The organism is Leifsonia poae (assembly GCF_020009625.1).
Classification (GTDB): Bacteria; Actinomycetota; Actinomycetes; order Actinomycetales; family Microbacteriaceae; genus Leifsonia; species Leifsonia poae_A.
Map to the genome: position 1 here is coordinate 58,330 of NZ_JAIHLP010000002.1, position 22,053 is coordinate 80,382.

Annotated in this window: 21 protein-coding genes and 1 tRNA gene; 13 read left to right on the top strand and 9 right to left on the bottom strand. The window is 67.7% G+C overall.

The annotated features are described in order from the left end of the window. Window positions 1–36 precede the first annotated feature (36 nt). From K5L49_RS00955 to K5L49_RS00980, 6 genes are all read left to right on the top strand, one after another. Window positions 37–804 carry a fumarylacetoacetate hydrolase family protein gene (locus tag K5L49_RS00955; RefSeq protein WP_223690178.1) on the top strand — a complete coding sequence of 256 codons (768 nt, stop codon included), beginning with the start codon at window positions 37–39 and terminating at the stop codon, window positions 802–804. 38 nt (window positions 805–842) lie between these two features. After that, on the top strand, window positions 843–2,360 hold the full coding sequence (gene gltX / locus K5L49_RS00960) for a glutamate--tRNA ligase (protein ID WP_223690179.1): 1,518 nt from the start codon (window positions 843–845) through the stop codon (window positions 2,358–2,360). 7 nt (window positions 2,361–2,367) lie between these two features. Continuing rightward, window positions 2,368–3,312 carry an NAD(P)/FAD-dependent oxidoreductase gene (locus K5L49_RS00965; protein ID WP_223690180.1) on the top strand — a complete coding sequence of 315 codons (945 nt, stop codon included), beginning with the start codon at window positions 2,368–2,370 and terminating at the stop codon, window positions 3,310–3,312. Window positions 3,313–3,370: 58 nt separating this feature from the next. Next, window positions 3,371–3,442 (top strand) — tRNA-Gln (locus tag K5L49_RS00970). 187 nt (window positions 3,443–3,629) lie between these two features. Next, entirely contained in the window at window positions 3,630–3,821 is a 192-nt protein-coding gene (locus tag K5L49_RS00975) for a helix-turn-helix domain-containing protein (RefSeq protein WP_223690181.1), read from the top strand. Further along, window positions 3,814–3,987 carry a hypothetical protein gene (locus K5L49_RS00980; protein ID WP_223690182.1) on the top strand — a complete coding sequence of 58 codons (174 nt, stop codon included), beginning with the start codon at window positions 3,814–3,816 and terminating at the stop codon, window positions 3,985–3,987. Before K5L49_RS00975 ends, K5L49_RS00980 begins: the two co-directional genes overlap by 8 nt. Window positions 3,988–4,117: 130 nt before the next feature. On the opposite strand, the gene K5L49_RS00985 is transcribed toward K5L49_RS00980, so the two are convergent. From K5L49_RS00985 to K5L49_RS01005, 5 genes are read right to left on the bottom strand one after another with little or no spacing between them, the layout of a single operon-like run. After that, entirely contained in the window at window positions 4,118–6,478 is a 2,361-nt protein-coding gene (locus K5L49_RS00985) for a beta-glucosidase family protein (RefSeq protein WP_223690183.1), read from the bottom strand. Window positions 6,479–6,504: 26 nt separating this feature from the next. Further along, window positions 6,505–7,311, bottom strand: a complete 807-nt coding sequence (locus tag K5L49_RS00990; protein ID WP_223690184.1) for a 6-phosphogluconolactonase — start codon at window positions 7,309–7,311, stop codon at window positions 6,505–6,507. A gap of 45 nt (window positions 7,312–7,356) precedes the next feature. After that, window positions 7,357–8,169, bottom strand: a complete 813-nt coding sequence (locus K5L49_RS00995) for a carbohydrate ABC transporter permease (protein WP_223690185.1) — start codon at window positions 8,167–8,169, stop codon at window positions 7,357–7,359. Further along, on the bottom strand, window positions 8,166–9,140 hold the full coding sequence (locus K5L49_RS01000) for a carbohydrate ABC transporter permease (RefSeq protein WP_223690186.1): 975 nt from the start codon (window positions 9,138–9,140) through the stop codon (window positions 8,166–8,168). Before K5L49_RS01000 ends, K5L49_RS00995 begins: the two co-directional genes overlap by 4 nt. A gap of 4 nt (window positions 9,141–9,144) precedes the next feature. After that, complete coding sequence (locus K5L49_RS01005) at window positions 9,145–10,497, bottom strand: ABC transporter substrate-binding protein (protein ID WP_223690187.1); 1,353 nt, start codon at window positions 10,495–10,497, stop codon at window positions 9,145–9,147. A gap of 348 nt (window positions 10,498–10,845) precedes the next feature. Here K5L49_RS01005 and K5L49_RS01010 point away from each other — a divergent pair, with 348 nt between their 5' ends. Next, on the top strand, window positions 10,846–11,775 hold the full coding sequence (locus K5L49_RS01010; RefSeq protein WP_223690188.1) for an N-acetylglucosamine kinase: 930 nt from the start codon (window positions 10,846–10,848) through the stop codon (window positions 11,773–11,775). Next, on the top strand, window positions 11,772–13,148 hold the full coding sequence (locus K5L49_RS01015) for a family 4 glycosyl hydrolase (RefSeq protein WP_223690189.1): 1,377 nt from the start codon (window positions 11,772–11,774) through the stop codon (window positions 13,146–13,148). The genes K5L49_RS01010 and K5L49_RS01015 overlap by 4 nt, the downstream gene beginning before the upstream one ends. 57 nt (window positions 13,149–13,205) lie before the next feature. On the opposite strand, the gene K5L49_RS01020 is transcribed toward K5L49_RS01015, so the two are convergent. Then, window positions 13,206–13,925 (bottom strand): GntR family transcriptional regulator, encoded by a 720-nt coding sequence (locus tag K5L49_RS01020; RefSeq protein WP_223690190.1) that lies wholly within the window; start codon window positions 13,923–13,925, stop codon window positions 13,206–13,208. Between the two features lie 205 nt (window positions 13,926–14,130). Here K5L49_RS01020 and K5L49_RS20330 point away from each other — a divergent pair, with 205 nt between their 5' ends. Both K5L49_RS20330 and K5L49_RS01030 read left to right on the top strand, forming a co-directional pair. Continuing rightward, entirely contained in the window at window positions 14,131–15,012 is an 882-nt protein-coding gene (locus tag K5L49_RS20330) for a DMT family transporter (protein ID WP_223690191.1), read from the top strand. A gap of 143 nt (window positions 15,013–15,155) precedes the next feature. Continuing rightward, on the top strand, window positions 15,156–16,457 hold the full coding sequence (locus tag K5L49_RS01030) for an MFS transporter (protein WP_223695207.1): 1,302 nt from the start codon (window positions 15,156–15,158) through the stop codon (window positions 16,455–16,457). Here K5L49_RS01030 and K5L49_RS01035 read toward each other — a convergent pair. Together K5L49_RS01035 and K5L49_RS01040 are read right to left on the bottom strand one after the other, a co-directional pair. Beyond that, entirely contained in the window at window positions 16,454–17,755 is a 1,302-nt protein-coding gene (locus tag K5L49_RS01035) for an MFS transporter (RefSeq protein ID WP_223690192.1), read from the bottom strand. The genes K5L49_RS01030 and K5L49_RS01035 overlap by 4 nt on opposite strands. Before the next feature lie 2 nt (window positions 17,756–17,757). Continuing rightward, window positions 17,758–18,495 (bottom strand): cysteine hydrolase family protein, encoded by a 738-nt coding sequence (locus K5L49_RS01040; RefSeq protein ID WP_223690193.1) that lies wholly within the window; start codon window positions 18,493–18,495, stop codon window positions 17,758–17,760. Between the two features lie 85 nt (window positions 18,496–18,580). Between K5L49_RS01040 and K5L49_RS01045 the strand changes: the two genes are divergently transcribed. From K5L49_RS01045 to K5L49_RS01055, 3 genes are read left to right on the top strand one after another with little or no spacing between them, the layout of a single operon-like run. Continuing rightward, entirely contained in the window at window positions 18,581–19,387 is an 807-nt protein-coding gene (locus K5L49_RS01045) for a DUF1295 domain-containing protein (protein WP_223690194.1), read from the top strand. A gap of 28 nt (window positions 19,388–19,415) precedes the next feature. Continuing rightward, on the top strand, window positions 19,416–20,084 hold the full coding sequence (locus K5L49_RS01050; RefSeq protein ID WP_223690195.1) for a response regulator transcription factor: 669 nt from the start codon (window positions 19,416–19,418) through the stop codon (window positions 20,082–20,084). After that, window positions 20,081–21,325 (top strand): sensor histidine kinase, encoded by a 1,245-nt coding sequence (locus K5L49_RS01055; protein ID WP_223690196.1) that lies wholly within the window; start codon window positions 20,081–20,083, stop codon window positions 21,323–21,325. The genes K5L49_RS01050 and K5L49_RS01055 overlap by 4 nt, the downstream gene beginning before the upstream one ends. On the opposite strand, the gene K5L49_RS01060 is transcribed toward K5L49_RS01055, so the two are convergent. After that, window positions 21,300–22,052 (bottom strand): polyprenol monophosphomannose synthase, encoded by a 753-nt coding sequence (locus K5L49_RS01060; RefSeq protein WP_223690197.1) that lies wholly within the window; start codon window positions 22,050–22,052, stop codon window positions 21,300–21,302. The two genes, K5L49_RS01055 and K5L49_RS01060, sit on opposite strands and share 26 nt — an antisense overlap. Between the last annotated feature and the right edge of the window lies 1 nt (window position 22,053).

Genomic DNA, 22,053 nt, shown 5'->3' on the forward strand with positions numbered 1-22,053 from the left:
AACGGCTTCCGTTGGAGATGACCTAGGCTCGTATTCGTGAAGATCGCACGGTTCAGCCATGACGGCAGTATTTCCTTCGGCATCGTCGACGAGGACGCCCTCGTCGTTCTGGCAGGCGACCCGATGTTCGCCGGTTTTGAGACGACGGGAGAGCGCGTGCCGCTCGGCAAGGTCGGCGCGTTGCTGGCTCCGGTGATCCCACGGTCGAAAGTCGTGGCCGTCGGCAAGAACTACCGCGATCACGCCGCCGAAATGGGCGGCGAAGCTCCGGGGGAACCGCTACTGTTCCTCAAGCCGAACACCGCGGTGATCGGTCTCGGCGACGCGATCATCCTCCCGCCCCAATCGAAACAGGTCGAGTTCGAGGGCGAACTGGCCGTGGTCATCGGCACGATCGCTAAGAACGTGGCCGCCGCCGACGCTCACGAGTACATCTTCGGGTACACCGTCGCCAATGACATCACCGCGCGCGACCTGCAGAAGAGCGACGGGCAGTGGGCCAGGGCGAAAGGCTTCGACACCTTCTGCCCGCTCGGGCCCGTGATCGAGACCGAGCTGAACCCCGATGCGGCCATCCGCACGCGGGTGAACGGCGAGCTCAAACAAGACGGCCGCATCAGCGATATGGTGCACGACGTACCGTCGATCATCGAGTACGCATCGAGCGTGTTCACGCTGCTGCCGGGTGACGTCGTCCTCACCGGAACCCCGGCCGGCGTCGGACCGATCGTCGCCGGTGACACGGTCGAGGTGGAGATCGAGGGCGTCGGCTCGCTGGTGAACCCGGTCCGCGCGGCCAAGTAGGCCGCGCCGAGCGGGCTGCGCCAAGTAGGATTGACGGGATGTCTGACACCACTCTTCACCCGTTCTCCACGGCCACCGGCGCCGACGTTCGCGTTCGGTTCTGCCCGTCACCCACCGGCACGCCGCATGTCGGTCTGATCCGCACCGCCCTCTTCAACTGGGCGTATGCGCGGCACACCGGCGGCAAGCTCATCTTCCGCATCGAAGACACGGATGCGGCCCGCGACAGCGAGGAGAGCTACGGCCAGATCGTCGACGCCCTCACTTGGCTGAACCTCGACTGGGACGAGGGCGTGAACGTGGGCGGCCCGAACGAACCGTATCGCCAGTCGCAGCGCTACGACATCTACGCCGGAATCATCGAGAAGCTGAAGGCGTCGGGTCACATCTACGAGAGCTTCGCCACCGGCGAGGAGATCGAGGCGCGCAATGTGTCGCTCGGCCGCGACCCGAAGCTCGGCTACGACAACTTCGAGCGCGAACTCACCGACGAGCAGAAAGGCGCGTTCCGCGCCGAGGGTCGTCAGCCGGCACTGCGGCTGCGCGTTCCGGACACCGACCTCAGCTTCGACGACCTCGTGCGCGGGGAGATCACGTTCCCGGCGGGCTCGTTCAGCGACTTCGTCGTGGTGCGCCCCAACGGGCATCCGCTGTACCCGTTCGTGAACCCGGTCGACGACGCGCTCATGGGTGTCACCCACGTTCTGCGCGGGGAGGATCTGTTGTCCTCCACGCCGCGGCAGATCGCGCTCTACCACGCGCTGATCGAAGCCGGGGTCACCACGTTCGTTCCCCGCTTCGGCCACCTGCCGTATGTGATGGGCGACGGGAACAAGAAGCTCTCGAAGCGCGACCCCGAGTCGAACCTGTTCCACCACCGCGACCGGGGGTTCATTCCCGAGGGTCTGGTCAACTACCTCGCGCTGCTGGGCTGGTCGCTCACACACGACCGCGATGTGTTCTCCATCGACGAGATGATCGCGGCGTTCGATGTGGTCGATGTGAACCCCAACCCGGCGCGGTTCGACCTGAAGAAGGCCGAGTCGATCAACGGCGACCACATCCGGTTGCTGCCGGTTGCGGACTTCGCCGAACGCACCGTCCCGTACCTCGTTGCGGCCGGCGTGCTCACCGAGCCTCTGGCCGACGAGCAGCGGTCGGTCCTCGCAGCCGCGGCGCCCCTGGTGCAGGAGCGCGTGCAGCTGCTCGGCGAAACGCCGGGGATGCTCGGCTTCCTGTTCACGGACGCGGCCTCGCTCCTCGTCGAAGACGATGCCCGATCCTCCCTGCCCGCCAATGCCGGCGAGGTGCTCGCGGCCTCGCTCGGTGCCCTGGAGCTGGTGCGCGAGTCCGAGTGGACCCACGACGTCATCGAGTCGGCCCTGCGCGATGCGCTGATCGAGGCGCTCGGGCTGAAACCGCGGGTCGCGTTCGGTCCGCTGCGGGTGGCCCTCTCCGGCCGCCGTGTCTCGCCTCCGCTGTTCGAGTCGATGGAGATCCTCGGCAAAGCCGAGACGATCGCTCGCCTCGACACACTCTCCGCCTCGCTCGGGTAGCCACCCCGTGACCGCCGAAACGTTCGAGGTCGTCGTCATCGGCGGCGGCCCGGCCGGGCTGTCCGCCGCGCTGAACCTGGTGCGGGCACGCCGACGTGTGCTCGTCGTCGACGCCAACCGCCCCCGCAACGCCGCGACGCTGAAGGCCCGGGGTTTCCTGACCCGAGACGGAATCTCCCCGCTGGAGCTGCGCAAGCTCGGCCGTGAGGAGGTCGAGGCGTACCCGAACGGCGAGGTGACCTTCGCGCACGCGCAGAGCGTCGTGGTGGCTCCGAACGGGTTCCGCATCCGGGCGTCGGGGGTGCGCGGCGCGGCCGACGTGGATGTGATCGCCCAGGTGGTCGTCATCGCCACCGGAGTCTCAGAGACCCTGCCGGCGGTGCCGAGCATTCGCGCCCACTACGGAACCCACCTGCACAGTTGCATCGAATGCGACGGCTACGAGAAGGCGGATACGCCGCTCGCCCTCATCGGCGAGACCAACGACCTCGCCGAGCGCGCCCTGCTCCTGACCCAGTGGACGAGCGACCTCATCGTCTTCACGAACGCCGTGGGTACGGTGACCGACGACGAGGAGCGCACCCTCGCGCGGCTCGGTGTGCGCGTCGAACGCCGCGCCATCGACGACCTGGTGGGGGAGCGGGCGACCCTCACCGGCGTCCGCCTGATCGACGGCACCGTGATCGACCGCGTCGGCGGTTTCGTGCGCCCGGAGTGGACGCCCTCGCTGGCCTTCGTCGACGGGCTCGACCTGGACCGCGACGAAGACGGTTTCCTCCTCACCGACGCGAACGGCCGTACCTCGCTGCCCGGCGTCTACGCCGCCGGGGAGTCGACGCCGCCGGGGCCGCAGCAGCTCATCGTCGCCGCCGGCTCGGGCGCTGTCGTGGCGGCGGCGGTCAACCGGGACCTGATCGGTCTGACGGTCGACCGGTCGGATCCCGTTTTGTAGTTCGGGTGCTCCGTAGGCTAAAGTTGACTCTCGGTGCCGCTCTTCGGAAAACGCACAGTGGGGTATGGTGTAATTGGCAACACGGCTGATTCTGGTTCAGTTGTTCTTGGTTCGAGTCCAGGTACCCCAGCACTGAGATCGTTGAGTTTCCGCCACTAAGTAGGCAACTCCGAACTTTCCGTCGAGCGGCCATTTCGGCCCAGGTGACCGTTTTGGTGACCAGATTGGCTCGAACCCGCTGGTTGAGCGGGCGAAGCGCGTCGAAACCACGGCCCGATGCGGACCGACACGGGGCAAGGCTGGTGCACCTGCTGGGCATGGAACCGACGCCTGCTCTCCCCGTCTTCCTCACCCAGCGCGAGGTAGCCGAGGCGCTGCGTCTGCCCGAGCGCACGCTGGAGGACTGGCGGCAGACCCGGCACGGTCCGCCCTACGTCAAGCTCGGCCACCACGTCCGCTACGAGCAGGTTGAGCTGCTCGCCCGGGTGTGGGAGCGACGACATGGCTAGGCGCCGGATCGCCGCGGGCGAGCTCGGCGATATCCAGGTCACCTTCCTGGCGAACGGCACCGGGCGTGCCCGAGTGCGCGCCCGCGACGACGCCGAAGAACTGCACCAGCAGCGCGTCGTCGCCGTGATCGCGAACAAGGTGCAGGGCGCCGGAGGTCGCTTGTGAAACTCCACGTTTGCGCGCAATTGCTGTCCGGCAGTCTTCCGAAGGTCATGCTGTGCGGTCTGGGCGAACCGAGACCGGACCCATCGATCATGATTGCACGGACCTGAAGATCTCGTACCGCGGCGATCCCTTAGCCGGCGTGCCCCTGGACGAACCGGGAGTCGGCTACGGGGGACAGCTCTGCATCGGGCACCAGCGGAGGGATGGACACGTCGTCGGGGAGTTCGATCGTCGCCGCGAGGCGGATGTCCTGCGAGGATGCGCCGATCTCGACCCGGAACTCGCCGCCCTCGCGCCGCCAGAGGCCGGTGCGTCCGTCCGGGCGCTCGGCGGCGGAGTCCCAGTATGCGAAGTCACGGTTGTCGAGTTCGAAGGTGACCCGCACCGACTCGCCCGGCACGATTCCGACTTTCTCGAATCCGCGCAGCTCGCGCATCGGCCGCGGCACTTCCGCATCCGGATCGCCCACGTAGAGCTGCACGATCTCGTGGCCGACGCGGTCGCCGACGTTGGCGACGGTGCACGATACGCGCACGCGGGCCTCCACCGCGTCGACCACTTCGACATCCAGATCGCGGTAGGCGAATGTCGTGTACGACAGGCCGTGGCCGAAGGGATACTGCACCGCGCGGTTCAGCGCGTCGTACCAGCGGTACCCGATGAACACGCCCTCCCCGTAGAGCACCGTTCCCCGTTCGCCGACCCAATTGGGGAACCCGGGTGTGTCTTCCACTGCGAACGGGAACGTCTCGGCGAGCTTGCCTGAGGGGTTGGAGCGCCCGAAAAGAATGTCGGCGACGGCATGGCCGGTGCCCTGCCCGCTGAGCCAGGCCTCGACGATGCCGTCGACGCGGTCGTGCCACGGGGTCATCGTCACCGGGGAACCGTTCGAAAGCACGACGGTCAGGGATGCGCCGGTGCGCTCCCTGAGGTCGGCCAGGCGTGCGATGAGCGCGAGCTGGTCGGCGGGGAGGTCGAGGGAGTCCCTGTCGTTCGCTTCCTGCTCGAAGGAGAGCGGCAGCCCCGCGAACACCACGATGGTCTCGGCCTGCTCCGCCACGGCGACGGCGTCGTCGATCAGGCGCTCGGCCGTCTCGGAGAGGGGCCCGCGCCCGGCATGCTGGACCGCCTCGGCGAGCTGCAGTTCCTTGGCCAGCGTCGCCGAGCGTCGGGCGACCCGGGGCTTCTCCTCGTCGTGGGTGATGCCGTGGGCGGCCAGAATGGCCCGGTTGTCGTCTTGGTAGGCGTTCTTCGTCGCGTAGACGTAACCGGGTGCGGCCACCACGCGCTCACCCGCGATCGCCCGGATGGCTTCCAGCGGAACATCCACGCGGGTGGGGTCGACACCGGAGGAGCCCCCGCCCTGAATTCGGGCGTGCTGGGCGAATGCGCCGATCACAGCGATGGTGCCACCTTTCTCCGCGAGAGGGAGCACCGGCGCGTTGGACCCGGGTGCCATCCGGTTGCGCAGCAGGGTGATGCAGGCGGCGGCGGCCTCTCGGGCCAGGGCGTGGTGCTCCTCCGCGTGCAGTGCGATCAGCTGCTGCGGTGTGAGACGTTCCCCGGCGGTGTGGCCGAGAGTCATCACCGGTCCGTCGACCTCCTCGGCACCGGGGTAGGCACGCGCGACCAGAGCCAGCACGCGACGGGCGGCGTCATCGACGGTGGATTCCTCGAGCGTGCCAGCGTTGACGGCCGCGACGATCTCCGCATCCGTTCGTCCACCGGTTCCCGGCATCTCCAGGTCGAGTCCGGCCTGCAGCGCCGCGACGCGGTTGTGGACGGCGTTCCAATCGGAGACGACGGCCCCCTCGTAGCCCCAGTCGTCGCGGAGCACCTCGGTGAGCAGCCAGCGATTCTGGGAGGCATGAACCCCGAGGAGCCGGTTGTACGAGCACATGACAGTCCATGGCTTCGCGAGGGTCACCACCCGTTCGAAAGCGGCCAGGTAGGTCTCTCTGAGCGTCCGCTCGTCGGCGACGACCGAGATCCGCGTTCGCTCGATCTCCTGATTGTTCGCCGCGAAATGCTTCAGAGAGGTGCCGACACCGGCCGATTGCACGCCCTCGACGTATGCGGCTCCGAGCTCGCCCGAGTGCAGCGGGTCTTCGGAGAAGTATTCGAAGTTCCGCCCGCACAGCGGCGAACGCTTCATGTTCACGCCGGGCCCGAGGACGACCTGGACCCCTTCGGCCCGAGCCTCCGCGCCGATCGCGGCGCCGACCCTGCGCATCAGGTTCTTGTCCCAGGATGCGCCCATCGCCGAGGCTGTCGGGAAACCCGTCGCCGGCACCCAGACCATGTCGACTCCGGTCTCCTTGCGAAGCCCGTGCGGTCCGTCCCCGACCTCGATCGCGGGGACCGCCGCTGGCAATCCCGGACGGTCGATGGTCTGCGTGAACCAGTCGTCGACGCCGGAGAGCAGTGATGCCTTCTCCTCCAGGGTCAGCGCAGCGAGGACGTCGTCGACATCGAACGGGGGCACAGGCATGGGGTTCCTTCCGGAGGTGGTGACGGTCAGAGTGTGGTCTGCAGGAGCGCGGCGGCGCTGCGGTCCACGAGAAAGCGGGGGAAACGGCACTGGGTCAGGACAGTCGCCGGCCATTCGGGCTCGTACGCGTCTGCCGCCGCAAGCCGGCGCACCGTCGGCTGTTTGTGCTCGCCGGTGACGACCATGATGACGGAACGCGAGAGCTCGCGGATCGTCGCGATCCCGACGGTGACCCCGAAGCGCGGCGCCTCCTCCAGACTCCTCAGCGTCGGGAAGGTGTCGAGGTTGTCGCGGCGGGTGTCGTCCCCGAGCGCGACGACGCGGGTGACGGTGTCGGCCGGAGCGCCGACAGGGTTGAGGGCGATGTGCCCATCGGAGGCGCCGGAGGCGAGGAGGAAGATGTCGATGCCTCCGGCCTCCTCCAGCCGCCGGTCGTACGCGCCGTCCTCGGCGAGCGGGTCCGGATACCAGAGGTTCTGTTCCGGGATGCGGTGCTCGGGCCGCGCGCCGGCATTCAGCCGCCGGAGGATGTCCCGCTCGCCGTACCCGACGCAGCTGTGCGCCAGCGAGGGGTCGACTGCCCGGTAGCCGCCGTCGATCTGCTCCACGTATTCGTCCATCAGAGCGATGACGACCCGGCTGAGGTCGAGGTCGCGCTCGGCGACGATCCGGGCGAGCTGCTCATACGTGCTGAGGGGGCTGCGGCCGGTCGGGCAGCCGAGGACGAACGTCCGGCCTGCCTCGGCGGAGGCCGCGATCGAGGTCGCGATCTGGTCGGCGGCGGCACGACCGACGTCGTCGGGACTGTCGAGGATTTCGGGCGCTATGCGCATGGAGACTCCTTGTCTAGAGGAACGGGTCGAGTGGAGCGGAACCGCTCACTCCTTGATCGCGCCGTTGAGCACGCCACTGATGAAGTGGCGCTGGAAGAACACGTAGAGGATGAGCACGGGGACGGCGACGATGAGCGAGCCGGCGGCCAGCAGGTTCACGTCGAGTGTGTTCTTCCCCTGGAAGACGCCGAGCGCGAGGGTGGCCGGCTGGATGGACGGGTCGGCGATGAAGACGAGGGAGAGGAAGAAGTCGTTCCACGTCCACATGAACGACAGCAGGGCGAGGGTCAGTACGGCGGGCCGCGAGATGGGCATCAGGATCTGCCACAGGATGCGCCACGAACGTGCGCCGTCGATCTCAGCCGCCTCGATCAGGGACGGCGGGACCGCCCGGAAGGTGGCCCGCATCCAGAACGCGCCGAACGGGACGCCCATTCCGATCTGGATGATGATGAGGCCGAGCCACGAGTTTGTGAGCCCCATGGCCTGGAAGGTGTAGTAAAGCGGGATGATGAAGACCTCGGCCGAGATCATCAGTCCGAACAGCACCAGGGGGAAGATGACTTTCTGGCCGGCGACCCCGAGCACGCCGAAGGCGAAGCCGGAGAGGATCGCGAGCACGGTCTGGCCGACGACGGCGCCGACGGTGATAACCGCGGATGCCAGCATGGCCGACCCGAATCCTCCGGCGTTCCAGGCTGTGACGAAGTTGCCGAACTGGGGATGCAGGAAATCCAGCTGCCCACTGCGATCCGGGCTGAGGGCGGTGAAGAGGAACCAGACGACGGGGAAGAGGACGAACACCGACACGGCTATGAGGACAGTGTGGTTCAGCAAGCGCTCGGAGCGGGAGATCATGCGTTCTTCTCCTCGGAGAGTCGAGTGATGACGAGGGCGACGAGGAGGCAGACGACGGCGATGATGATGCCGATCGCCGCGGCCATCCCGACATCCGGATTCAGGAAGGCCTTGCGGTAGAGCAGCAGCGCGGGGGTCGTGGTCGATGTGCCGGGCCCGCCCTGGGTGGTGACCCAGACCAGGTCGAACGCCCGCAGCGCACCGGTCACGGTGAGGGTCAGCGCGACGGCGACCTGCCCTTTCAGGCTGGGGAGGGTGATCGAGAAGAACTCTCGGATCGGACCCGCTCCGTCGATGCGGGCCTGCTCGTACAGCTCGCCGGGGATCGCGGCGACACCGGCGACGAATAGGACCATGCAGAGCCCCATCGCGGTCCATGTGCCGATCACGCCGAGTGCGGGGAGCGCCCAGGTGAAGTCGCCCAGCCAGTTCTTCGCCAGGTCGCCCAGACCGACCGCGCGCAGCGCCGAGTTGAGCGGGCCATCGGGCCCGTAGATGCGCTTCCAGATCACGGCGACGACGACGCTCGTGAGCACCTGCGGGAGGAAGAGCAGCCAACGGTACACGCCGCTGCCGGCCGTCTTGCCGCGGCCGAGGAGAGCGGCGGAGATGAGCCCGAGCGCGATCGGGATGAGGGAGAAGAACACGACGAGGACCAGCACGTGGCCGAGAGAGGCGAGCAGCTCGGGGTCAGTGAAGAACGACAGATAGTTGCTGAGTCCCACCCAGCGGGCGGCGCTGACGCCGTCCCAGCTGTAGAGCGAGTAGTTCAGGCTCTGCGCGATGGGGGCGAGCACGACGAACCCGTAGAACAGGAGCGCGGGCGCCGCGAACGCCAGTCCGAGCCAGCGGCGACGCCGCACAAGCGGAGACAGCGGGCGCTTCCTCGTGGAGGTGCTGCGCGGGGGGCGTCGCGCCGCCGGTGCAGCGGCAGGGGTCTCCTGCCGCTGTACCAGATCGGACGAGGTCATAGACTCAGCCCTTCGCTCGCTGTGCCTGGAAGGCGTCGTAGTCCTTCTGGCCGGCTTCCGCGAGCTGCTGCGGGGTTACCTGACCGGCGAGGAGTTGCTGGAGTTGGCCGCCGACCGTGTCGAGCATCGTCGGGGTCGACCAGTCGAAGTAGGGAACGTAGCCGTTGCCCTTGTCGAGCGCCTGTTGCGCCTTGATCTCGCTGGCCAGTTCAGGGTTGCCGCCCGGGATGGTCAGATCGGAGTGCAGGAGCGGAAGGAAGCCGTGGTTCACCGCTTCCTGAGCAGCCTTCTTGCTCGCCATGAAGTCCAGGAAGGCCGCGGCGGCATCCGGGTTCTTCGACTTGGACGAGATGGACAGGTTGGCGGCCGATGCTCCGGTGCCGACGACCTTGTCGCCCTTCACCTGCGGCAGCTGGACATACCCGAAGGTCTGCTTCTGCGCGTCGGAGAAGGCGAGCGATCCGGTGTACTCGAAGCGGAAGGCGGCTTTGCCCGTCAGGAAGTCGTTCTGCGCATCCGCGTATTGGATACCCGGGTAGTTCGGCGTGAACCAGCCCGCGTCGGCCCACTTCTTCACGTCGGTCGCCGCGTCGACGATCCCGGTGTCGGTGATGGGGACGTTGCCGCTCGAGTAGACGAAGTCGCCGATCTTGTCTGCCGGAGCGTACAGGTTCTGCGTGGCGAACAGGATCGAGGTCGCCGACCCCTTGTCTTGGGAGCCGAACGCGATGGGCGTCTTGCCCGCTGCCTTGATCGCCGCAGCGTCCTTCTCGAACTCGGCGAGTGTGGTCGGCACCGGAAGGCCGAGCCCGTCGAGCATTGTCTTGTTGTAGTAGAGGCCGATCAATGAGGAGCGCGCGGCCGGTGTCGCGAAGAGCGAACCGGTGCCCATCTCTTTTCCGTCCGGCGTGAACTCCAGCTGGCGCGAGATCGTGTCCGGGATCTCCTTGTCCCATCCGTAGAGCTTCGAGTAGGCGTCGAGGTTCAGGATGCGGCCGCCCTTGGCCAGCGTCCCCATCGACTGCCAGCCGTTGTTGACCAGCGCGATGTCCGGCCCATTCGGGTCGGCGAGGCGCAGGTTGAGCGTGTTCATCACCTGACCCCAGTCCTGGGTGGTGCGTTTGATGGTGATGTTCGGGTGCTGCTTCTCGAAGTCTTTGACGACGGCGTCCATCCATTTGCCTTCGTCGTTCTGCCAGAAGTCCAGGATCTTGAGCGTGACGTCCTTGCCCGAAACGTCTTTCGAGACGGGACGGGAGGAGTCCGCCGCCGTGGATCCGCCCGGTGCGCAGCCTGCCAGGCCCAAGGCCAATCCGGCAGCTACAGCGATCGCCCCAGTGAGGTGCCGCTTTTTCATGCGAGTCTCCTTTAACTCGTCGCCTATCGTTCACGCCGATATTCAGCGCGGGAGCAACGCTATTCGTAACCAGCTCAGTTAGTCCACTTGAGGACGAAATAACAACCATTCCCGCGACTGGTACGGTCTGCGTTCTCCCTTCTCTGGCGACAGCCGTGCTCTTCCGTGGGGTCGAGCTGCCATCGGGCCGGCTGAAAGCCCCCTGAACGGGCTCTGTGCAACCGGACCAGTCGACGATCTGGTTGTTAATCCGCCGCAAACTGGCATAACTGGGCTGGTAGTGGCTAGCGTTGATGCGCCGCCGATGTTGGTGGGCCGCGCGACACGACCGACTGTGAGGGAGAAATGATGAGCCACGTAGTTGGCGTCGACATCGGCGGAACGAAGACTCACCTGGTTCTCGCTCCGGTCGACCCCGTCGAGGAGTCCGTTTCTCCTCTTCGGGAAATCGTGGTTCCTTCCTCGTCCTGGCGGAACGGTCTCGGCGACGCCGAGGCCGACGCCAGCGGCCTGCGCGAGCTGGTGATCGAATACCTCGGCGCGGAGGCATTGTCCGCCCCTCTCGCGGTTGGTGCCCACGGCTGCGAGAACACGGCCCAGTGCCACGAGCTCGAGCTCGCTCTGCTGCTCCGTTTCGCCGGTCCGGTGGTCGTGATGAACGATTCGGAACTCATCCCTCCCGCGATGGGCCACGACCGGGCGATCGGTGTTGTGGTCGGCACGGGTTCCATCGCAACGGCGAGAGACGCGAACGCCGAGCTCGTCACCGCCGGCGGCTGGGGCTGGCTCCTGGGCGACGAGGGGAGTGCGGCCGGGCTCGTCCGCGAGGCCACCAGAGCCGTGCTCCGCGACCTCGATCGGGGTCGGCCGGTCGAGCAGCTCGGCCGACGGCTTTTCGCCTCGTTCTCTGCGCGCAACGGCGACGAACTCGCCCTGGCCGTCACCGAAGCGGCCTCGGCGGAGGAATGGGGCGGGCACGCCCCGGAGGTATTCTCAGCGGCCGACGAGGGCTCGGTGCTCGCCGCCGACGTCATCGCGGAGGCGGGTTCACATCTTGCGGGACTGGTCCATCGGCTGCGTGAACGAGGGATCCCCGCCGACAGCATCGTCGCCGGCGGTTCGGTCATCCAGCGTCAGCCGCGGTTGCAGGAGGCGTTCGGCGCCGCGCTCGCCGTCGACCACGCCGGCCTGCCTCTCATCATCCTCGACCGAGCGCCTGTGCTGGGAGCCGTCCAATCGGCCCGCGGACTCGCACACGGCACCACGACAACCCCATGAAGATCGGAGACAACGAGCAGATGAAAGTAACACTTATTGGCGCAGGGAGCCGGGAGTTCGCCGGCACCATCATTCGCGACCTCCTCCTGAGCGGAGCGATCGCCGAGAAGGGCCTCGACATCGTGCTGATGGACATCGCCGCGGCTCCGCTCGCGGAGATGGAGGCCTACGCCCGGCATGTGATCGGTCGGCTCGGCCATTCGGCGACCGTCCAGACGACGACCGACCTCGACGAGGCCGTAACGGGTGCGGACTTCGTCGTGACCGCGATCGAAATGAACCGCTACCACTACTGGTCGCAGGACTTCTCGGTGCCACGCAAGTACGGTTTCCGTCAGGTCTACGGCGAGAACGGCGGCCCCGGCGGTCTGTTCCACGCTCTCCGGCAGTTCGGCCCGCTGCTCGAGATCGCCCGGGCGATCGAGCGGCTCGCACCGGATGCGGTGTTCCTCAACTTCTCCAACCCCGAGCACAAGGTCTGCGAAGCGATCTCCCGCCTGACCTCGGTGAAGGTCGTCGGACTGTGCCACGGCTACTTCCAGGGCGCGCGGCAGATCTCCGCTCTGCTCGACACCCCGCTCGACCAGCTCGATCTCGCGGCGGGCGGAATCAACCACTTCACCTGGTTCCAGCGTGTCCGCGACCGTGCCACCGGCGAAGACCTCTACCCGCGCCTGCGCGAGCTGGAGCACGACGCGAACTGGGTCTCGGACTGGCACGAGGTCGGTCTCTCGCGCATCCTCTTCCGTCGTTTCGGACTGTGGCCGTCGCCGAGCGCCAACCACATCGGCGAGTACCTCTCCTGGGCGGATGATTATGTGCCTGCGCAGCTCCAGTACTTCCATGACCCGGCCGACGGCTCGCCCTGGCGGGAGGGTGCGGCGACGCCGGAATGGTTCTACGAGATCCGGTTCGCAGACACCGACCGTCCGTACCAGCCCCCGAAGCACGCGCAGAAATCGCTTGAGGCCACCCTCGAGGACCGTCCCCTGGTGTCATCGGAAGAGCTCGCGATCCCGATCATCGAGTGGGTGGCGTGCGGAGTCGAGCGCGACCTCCCCGCCGTGAATCTGCCGAACCGGGGCGCCATCCCCGGTCTGCCGGACGACATGGTCGTCGAAGTGCCGGCGAAGGTGGAGGACGGACAGCTGGTCCCCGTCGCGATGGAGGAGTTCCCGGAGGGCGTGCTGGCGATGGTGCGCCTGCAGGGCAGCATCCACAAGCTTCTCGTGGAGGCGTACGCCGAGCAGTCCAAGGCGAAGCTGCTGCAGGCGATCCTCCTGGACCCTGTCGTCGACTCGCACAACCGCGCCGTCGCAATGCTGGACGAGTTCCTGGAACTGCAGAAGGACATCCTCCCTCCGCTGGTCTGAGTCGTTCCGATGAAAGGTGCCCCCACCCGCAGCGAGTGGGGGCACCTTTCGAGGCCCCTACTCGGCGCGGTAGAGGTCGGCCTGGAAACGGTACGCGTCGCCCCGATACGTGTTCAGGCCGAGGAGGACGGGCGCGCCGCCCCTGTCGTAGGCGATCTCCCGGCCGACGAGCACCGGGCTGCCCTGAGGGATGCGCAGGAGCGTGGCCTGCTCTGCCGTCGGCGTCTCGGCCTGGACACTGTATGCGCTGCGGAAGATGGACACCGAGCAGTGCGCCTGCAGGGTCTCGTACAGGGAGGCGTCCGTCAGGTCGAGGTCGAGAAGGGCTTGAGCGAGGGCGAGGGGGAGCACATTGCGGTCGACGCAGATCGGCGTCGAGTTCATCCCGCGCAGCCGGACGAGCTCGATCACCTCGGTGCCGGGCGCGATCCCGAGCCGGTTCGCTTCGTCGAGCGTCGCGGACCTGACCGTCTTTTCCAGTACTTCGGCAGTGGGGGTGTGCCCGCGCTGCCGCGCCATCTCGGTGAAGCTCTCGAGGGTGCTCGGCGGTTCTCCGACCGTCGGGCTCGGCACGAACCACCCACGTTGCGGGGAGCGCGCGACGCGTCCCTGACGTTCCAGGTCTTCCAGTGCCATCCGGATGGTGCTGCGGCTCACATGCAGGCTTTCTGCGAGGAGGCGCTCGCCCGGCAACCGTGTTCCCGGCTGATAGATCCCGTGGTTGATGGCGACACCGAGCTCTCGGGAGACGCGGGTGGTGATCGTGGGTGTTTTCACAGCCCCACCATACCAATTGCAATGCAATCTGCATATCGGTTTGTATTTGGTATAACTGGGTCCGCGTGGTGCAAGCGCGCCCGATCTGCGAGACTTTCGCTCGGTCGAGGATTCGGGAGCGGGATGCGGCGCGGCACTGGGGTGGTCATGACGGCGGCGCTGGCCGTGTTGCTCGGACTGACGTGGATCAGTCTCAGGTCTCGCTGTGCAGCGCGAGCCGGCCGGGGTGGTGGCCGCCGGCCGTTCGCTGTTCAGCTACGCGGGCATCCTGCTGCTTGCGCTGCGCAGCCGCGGCGCGGCATGGCGCGCGCTTCTGCTCGTGCGCCGACGGCCCGGCGCGCTGCTGGTGTCGGGTCTGCTCGGCGTCGCGGTCTACGCCTTCGCCTCGCTCGAGGCGATCAGCCTGGTCGGCGTGTCGATCCCGAACCTCCTCCTCACCACGACACCGTTGCTGACCCTCGTCATCGGGGTGCTCTGGTTCGGCAAGCGGGGCAACCGCTTCGCGACGGCGGGCACGATCGTCGCGACGGTGGGGGCAGCGTTGTACGTCGCCGTCTCCTTCTCGGCGAGCGCGGATCTGCTCGGGATCCAGGGGGCAGTCGGCGTCGGTCTCGCCCTGGTGGCCGCGTTGTCCATGGCCGTCTACGGCCAGCATTACGCCCGGATCTCCCAGGGACACGATCCCACTGACCTCCTGCCCGGAATCTTCGGGTTCGGCACCGTGCTGCTGCTCATCCTGCTCGGCGCCACCGGGCAGCTCGCTGAACTCGTGCATGTGGATGCGGTCACCTGGCTGCTCTTGCTGCTCCTCGGCGTCGGGATCTACGTTCCGGTGTACGTGTTGCAGCACAAACTGATCCACGCGCGTGGGGCCGTGTACACGGCGACGGTGTCTCTGGCCGTCCCGTTCGTCGTGCGAGCGCTGGAGGTGTGCTTTCTCGGGGGCGTCTGGCCGAGCCTGCCGGAGACCGGTGCGATGATCCTCTGCATCGCGGGGGTGGCGCTCGTGCTGCGGCATCCTCTCGGCGACCGGAGGTCGGCGCTCTCGGCGACGGCGGCCGACGGTGCGCTCGGCGTCGACCGATGACGGCACGGTAGACTCGTCGTCGAGGATCGCGCACGGAATCTGGCGTGCCGCCTCTGTGCAACTACCTGCTGCCGGCCTCGCGTCGGCGAGGCAAGGCGGCACCCGACATTCTCTGCGGGGCACCGTGGGAGTTGACCGAGGCCATGACGACACCGACACCACCGAGCACCCGACTCATCCGGGAGACCGGATTCACCTACTTCCCGCTGGCGATCGTCGCCCGATTGCCGTTCGCGATGATGGTCGTCGGGGTGCTCACCCTCGTGGTTTCCGCCCGTGACTCGCTGTCGCTCGGCGGCTTCAACTCGGCGATGGTCGGGCTCGGAGCCGCCTGCTTCGGTCCGCTGCTCGGTGCGGCCGCCGACCGCTTCGGCCAGCGGCCCGTGCTGCTCATCAGCGGTGCGGCGAACAGTGCGATGCTCGTGCTCCTTGCCTGGGTGGTGTACAGCACGCTGCCGGATGCGGCGGTGTTCGCCGTCTCGTTCCTCATCGGGGCGACGGCTCCGCAGGTGTCGCCGATGTCGCGTTCGCGTTTGGTGACGATCATCGCCCATCGTCTCGCTCCGGCCCGCCGGGAGCGGGTCTTCAACTCGACGATGGCCTACGAGTCTGCGGCCGACGAAGTGGTCTTCATCTTCGGGCCGTTCCTGGTGGGGGTGCTCGCGACGACGCTGAACCCATGGGCGCCGGTGGTCGGCGGAGCGGTGCTCACGCTGTTCTTCGTCAGCGGATTCGCCCTGCACCGCACCAGCGTCCCGGCGAAGAGCGCGGCGGAGCGTGCGGCCTCCCTCGGGCCGGCGAGGGAGCTGGTGCGCCCGGCCCTCGTGGTGGTCGTGGTGGGGATCTTCGGCGTCGGTCTCTTCTTCGGTGCCATGCTCACATCGTTGACGGCATTCATGACGGTCTACGGGCATCCCGAGCAGGCGGGGCTCGTCTACGGCGTGATGGGCATCGGATCGGCGGCCTTCGCCCTCGGCGTCGCGCTCTTCCCGGAGCGGTTCACGCGGCGGGCTCGGTGGTTGGTCTTCTCGGTGATCCTGTTCGCCGGCACCCTGACCCTGCAGCTCGTCGGATCGGTGCCGGGGATGATGCTCGCGCTTCTGGCGATCGGCATCGGGATCGGGCCGACCCTCGTGACGCAGTACAGTTTCGGCGCGGAGCGCAGCCCGGTCGGCCGCTCCGCCACTGTCATGACGATCCTCGGCTCCGCGGTGATCGTCGGCCAGTCCGCCTCCTCGGCATTCACCGGCCAATTCGCTGAGGCCGACGGCGCCGCCGCCGCGCTCATCGTCCCGTCGGTCGCAGCAGGGCTCGTCGTGCTGACCGGCGTGGTGAACTGGTTCCTCAGCCGCCCGAATGGTGCGCAGGCCGCAGCAGACGAAGAGCTTCTGGAGGCCGAGCCGGCCGGATCGGAGACTCTCGCGCCCGACCAGGTACCTGGCTAGCCTTCGCTGACGTCGAGGTGGGATGCGGTGCGGAACGGGGAGAGCAGAAGCGCCACGAACACCAGGATGAAACCGCCGATCGCGATCCAGAGGGTGGGTCGTGAGCCGATCGTGTCGGCGAGCACGCCTCCCAGAGGCGCTCCGACGATGATGGCCGCCCGGTTGAACGACCGCATCGTTGTATTGGTTCGGCCCTGCAGCGCATCCGGGGTCACCGCTTGCCGGTAGCCCATCTCATTGGCGTTCGAAGCGCCGAGAGCGAGGCCGAACACCGCTTGCCCGATGATCAGGGCAGCGAGGGCGACCCAACGGCCGCGGCCGCTCGAAGCATCGGGGGACAGGGCGATCACGACCCACCCGATCGGCATTGCGGCGTAGCACACGAGAACGGCTGGTCCCGCGCCCCAGCTCAGTCCGATACGGGTGGCGAACAGGCTGCCCACGAGACCGCCGACACCCGCGGCCGACAAGGTGAGGCCGAGTTCGAACGCGCTGAAATGCTGGTCCAGGATCATGAATGGCACGAAGATGGTGCCGAGCATGCTGCTGAACAGAAACCAGACGTGGACGGCGACGGCGTACGGTCCGAGAACGCGGTGCCGGTAAACCCAGCGCAGCCCCTCGCGGATCTCGTCCCCCAGCCTCGGTGCGTTCAGAGAGTGCACCGGCGCGGGTTCGACGACGCGGATGCGCGCGATCGCGAGTGCCGAGAAGAGATAGCTGGCGGCGTCGACGAGCACGGCCAGCGGCGCACCCAACAGGGTGACGATCGCGCCGCCGATCGCCGGGCCGGAGGTCTGCGCCACGGACGAACTCTGGTCGATCCGCGCGTTCGCGGCCAGCAGCGTCGACCGGGGGACGAGACGGGGGAGGAACGACTGTGCGGCCGCGTCGCCGACGAGGGAGAGCATCCCGAACACAGCGACGAAGACCATGAGGGTTGCGACACTGAGCGCGTTCAGCAGCCATAGCAGCGGGATGAGGCCGAGCAGCACCCCGCGCACCGCATCCGCCACGATCAGCACTGGTTTGCGGCGACCTCGTTCGACGAGTGCGCCGACCACCAGCCCGAAGAGAAGGTATGGAATCCACCGTGAGGCGTTGACGAGTCCGATGTCGGCGGCCGAGCCGTGCAGCGAGGTGAGCACGAGCACCTGCAGGGCGATCGTCGTGATGTAGGTGCCGAACTCGGATACGGAGCCGGCGGCCCAGTACGACGGAAAGCCTGGGAGCCGGAAGACGTCCGGGCCCCTGCCCTGCCCGTGTGGCCTTTTCGGGACTTCTCCGGCGGGTGGCACGGTCAGAGAGCCGAGATGCCCTGCCCGACGTACAGCGTGTGGGTGAATTCGTGCGCCTCGCCGGCCGCGATCTCGCTGTCGATGTGGGCGCGCACGTCGTGCATCAGCGTGTGGAGTTCGGCGTGCTTCTCCGGGAGGCGCGCGTGCCCCGAACTGGCGAAGATATCGGAGACCGGCAGGGCTTGTCCGGTCTCGACCGCGAGCGTCCACTCGGTCGTCGTCGCGACGGCGGCGAACTCGGACTGCATGGTCACCAGGACACTCTGGTGCAGGGCCGCGGCCGAGACGGTCCCTGCCGTGTTCACGAGGTCGACGGTTCCGGTGGCGTCAGAGAGGAACTCGACGTGGAAGCCGAGCGCGTACGCATCCCGCGCGGTGCCCTCGCAGCAGTGCTGGGTCATGAACCCGCACACGGTCACGGTGTCGACCTGATTGGCGCGTAGCCACTCTTCGAGGTCGGTGCCGCGGAAAGCCGACACGTCGGACTTCTCGACCAGATGGTCGGGGGTGCGGGAGGCGACCTCCTCGTGGAGCGCCGCCCCGACGGATCCGCGAGCGAAGAGCGGGGACGACTCGTCTTCGACATGCTGCACGACGACGAGCGGGATCTTCGCGTCTTCGGCGGCGTCCATCGCGACGTCGAAATTCGGCATCGAGGTGAACAGATCGGGGAAGCAGATCTTCAGCTTTCCCGTGACGTACTCGTTCTGCACGTCGATCACGATCAGGGCTCGCTTCACCGGATGCTCCAATGCTGTCGGGGACGGGATCACTCTAGCGGCCGGGCCCGTTGCCGACCGGCATCCGCTCGGGCAGAGTGGCAGGATGTTCTTCGATCCACACGCCCGCGGTGTCTTCGCCGTTCTCCCGGCCGACGGCGGGGACACCGGGGTGTACCGCTGGTTCGTGATCCTGGAGATCGTGCTCGCCGTCGTCACCTTCGTCGCCCTGTGTTTCATCGTGGCCCCGTACGGTCGGCACGGGCGCGGCGGATGGGGGCCGACGGTCCCAGCCCGTGTCGGCTGGGTGGTGATGGAGTCCCCGGCGGTGTTGCTCTTCGCCGCCTTCTATCTGCTCGGCACCCACCGGTTCGCCGTCGTCCCGCTCGTCTTCCTCGGGCTCTGGCTGCTGCACTATGTGCAGCGTGCCTTCGTCTACCCGTTCCTGATGCGGGGCGGGGGCCGGATGCCGTCGACTGTCGTGGGGATGGCGCTGCTGTTCAACGCGCTCAACGCCTGGAACAACGCGCGTTGGATCTCCGAGTTCGGCACCTACCCGATCGAGTGGCTCACAGATCCGAGATTCCTGATCGGACTCGTGGTGTTCCTGGGCGGTTTCGTGCTGAACCTGGCGTCGGACCGCATCCTGCGCAGGCTGCGGGGTGCGGGATCGACCGGTTACCAGATTCCGCACGGCGGGGGATTCCGCTATGTCTCGAGTCCCAACTATCTGGGCGAGATCGTGGAATGGGCGGGGTGGGCGATCGCCACCTGGTCGCCGGCCGGCCTCGCGTTCGCGTTGTATACGACGGCGAACCTCGCACCGCGGGCGATGGCGAACCACCGGTGGTACCGCGAGACGTTCGACGACTATCCGGTGTCGCGCAAGGCCCTCATCCCGTTCGTCGTCTGACCGGCGCTCGCCCGCCTATACTTCCACCGTGGAAGCCGGACCGAGGGTGCTGATCGTCGAGGACGATGCGCGTCTCGCCGCTATGCTGCGTGAACTGCTCCAGTCGGAGGGCTACGAGGTCTCCCTGGCCCCTGACGGCCAGCGGGGGTTGCATCTCGGGCTGACCGAGAGCTTCGATGTCGCGGTGCTCGACCGGGGTCTCCCGGTGATCGACGGGCTCGACCTCCTCACCAAGCTGCGAGAGAGAGGGGTTCTGGTGCCTGTGCTCGTTCTCTCGGCGCTCGGCAACGCCGCAGACCGTGTGGAGGGGCTGGATCGCGGCGCCGAAGACTATTTGGCGAAACCGTTCGACATCGACGAACTGCTGGCCCGCCTGCGTGTGCTGCGGCGCCGACCGGCGTCGACGGTGCCCGTCATCCGTTTCGCCGGGGGAACGCTGGATGCGGCCAACCGCGTCGTGACCCGTGACGATGGCGGGCGTCTCGCTCTCTCCGAGCGTGAGACGGCTTTGCTCGAACGTCTGGCGCGACGCCCCAACCAGGTGTTCTCCCGCGAGGACCTGCTGGAGAACGTCTTCGCGGATGCCGACGACCCGGGGATCGTCGACACCTACGTTCACCACCTGCGCCGCAAGCTCGGCCGCGAACTCATCGAGACGGTGCGCGGCATCGGGTATCGGATGGGCGCTGCACCGTGAGCCGCGCGGGGGACAGCGAGCTGCGTTCCGCAGCGGTGCGGCTGTCGGTGCAATTCACCGCGATCATCCTCGTGCTGTTCGCGATCCTCGGGGTCGTGGTCTACACGATTGTGGCGACCAGCCAGGAGGCGGCTGCGCAACGCACCGTCGTCGACGCCTGCATGATCGATTCGCCCCGGGACGCGCCGCCCTCCGTCGTGGCGACCATCATCATGGACGGCTCGACGCAGAGCTCGCCCAATCTGCCGAAGGGGCTGCCCGACCAGGCTGCGATCGATCGCGTCACCGCCTCGGGCGGCGCCGAGCAGTCGATGCAGACGCTCGACGGTCGCAGCTATCTGGTGCGCACCGAAGCCCACGACGGCCGGGTGGTTCAAGTCGCCTACGACACCCATGAGCAACAGGAGGAGTTGCAACGGTTGATGCTTGCCCTGGTGGTCTCGGGTGTGCTGGCCGCGGCCGCCGGAGCGGCTGTCGCCGTCGTGATCGCACGCCGGGCGATGCGCCCGCTCGCCGAGGCGCTGGCACTGCAACGCCGATTCGTGGCGGATGCGAGCCACGAACTGCGCACGCCGCTCACGCTGCTCAGCACACGCGCGCAATTGGTGCGCCGCCGTCTGCGCGACGCGACGCCGGCCGAGCGTGACGATGTCGCGATCGCCGACGGCATCGATGAGATCGTCGACGATTCGCGCGCGCTGGGCGAGATCGTGGAAGATCTGCTGATCGCGGCGGATCCGCGTGAGGCCGCGGATCCGGAACCCGTCGATCTGGTCGAGGTCGCCGAGGCGGCCGTGCGCACGATTCGTCCGATGGCGACCGAGCGCGGCCTTCAGGTGAGAGTGGATGCGGGGGATCCGGTGGTCGTGGCCGGGTCGCCGGTCTCGGTCCGGCGGCTCGTTCTCGCTTTGCTCGACAACGCCGCCGACCATGCGGCGACGGCGATCGGTGTCGAGGTCGGTGGCGACGCGAAATGGGCGGTGCTACGGGTCTCCGACGATGGGCCAGGCTTTCCCGAGGGGGCGTCCGATCGGGCGTTCGAACGGTTCGCCTCGACGAGGGTCGACACCGTCGGGTCGCCGGCGTCGCGGCACTACGGTCTCGGTCTCGCCCTGGTGTCGGAGGTGGTCGCCCGGCATGGCGGCACCGTGCGCGCCGAGAACGACACCGTCGCCGGCGGCGCGTCGGTGACGGTGCGGCTGCCGAAAGACGCGCTCAGGCGGATTGGTGCTCGACCGTGAGCGGCTGTGCCGGGATGCCGCGCCAGGAGCGCATCCGCAGGGAGAGCAGCTGACCGAAGTAGGACACGCCCTGCTGGAGCGTGGCCTTCGATTCGCCCGCCAGGCGTTCGCCGAACGTGAACGGTTCCTCGGCGACGCTGAGCCGGTGGAGCGCGAGCACCTCGAGCAGGATCTTGAAACCGCGCGGATGCAGCCGGCTCGTGTCGATGGCCGAACGGCGCACGGCGAAGAAGCCCGACATGGGGTCGGAGCAGTCGGCCAGCGCCCGCGGGAACATCGTCTTGGCCGCCGACGTCGCCAGGAGCGAGGTGATCCGGCGGGTCGATCCGGCGAGACCGTCGTTGCTGCCGCCGCTGCGGTAACGCGAGGCGACGACGACATCCGCTCCGGCGCGACGGCCGGTCGCGACGAGTGCCGGGAGCAGCTCCGGCGGATGCTGGAGGTCTCCGTCCATCACCACGCACCAATCACCCGTAGCCGCCTCGAACCCTTCGAGGACCGCGCCGGAGAGGCCGCCGACGGGATCTGGACGCACCAGGAGGCGCACCGGGCAGACGAGCTCGGCGGCGGTCCTGCGCACTTCGGCGGCCGTGGAGTCGGTGGAGTCGTCGACGACGACGATCTCGGTTTCGGCAGGGTCGGTCGCCGCCGCGATCCGGTGGAGCAGTTCGTGGATGTTGGGCGCCTCGTTGAAGGTCGGGATGATCACTGTCATCGTCGGATTCATG